The organism is Alkalihalophilus lindianensis (assembly GCF_032843265.1).
Taxonomy (GTDB): Bacteria; Bacillota; Bacilli; order Bacillales; family Bacillaceae_D; genus Alkalihalophilus; species Alkalihalophilus lindianensis.
This window is the reverse complement of the sequence record NZ_JAWJBA010000453.1, coordinates 1-265: the sequence shown is the minus strand read 5'-3', so window position 1 is coordinate 265 and position 265 is coordinate 1. Positions and strand designations below refer to the sequence as shown.

General features: G+C 72.1%; 1 protein-coding gene. It reads right to left on the bottom strand.

Going from position 1 to position 265, the window contains the following annotated elements; translation table 11 throughout:
- A partial coding sequence (locus RYX56_RS26625; RefSeq protein ID WP_317124208.1) for a flagellar basal body P-ring protein FlgI occupies positions 1–265 on the bottom strand: 265 nt, incomplete at both ends.

The following is a 265-nucleotide window of genomic DNA, read 5'->3' as shown; positions in this document are numbered from 1 at the left end:
AGCTTGCCGTGGGTGACGGCGGCGGGGCCGACGCGGACGGCGGAGTTGATGACGACGGTGCCCGACCGTGCGTTGACGATCACCTTGGCGGGGGGCTCGGCCGTCGTCACGTCGAGGTTCTCGATCGTCGACATCAGCGTCGCGCGCACGTCGGCGCCGACGGGCGCGCGCACCGCGACCGACACCGCGTCCACCGCCTGCGCCACGCCGAAGCCCAGCTTCCCGTTGATCGCGGCGGCGACATTCTGCGCGGTGGTGAAATCGG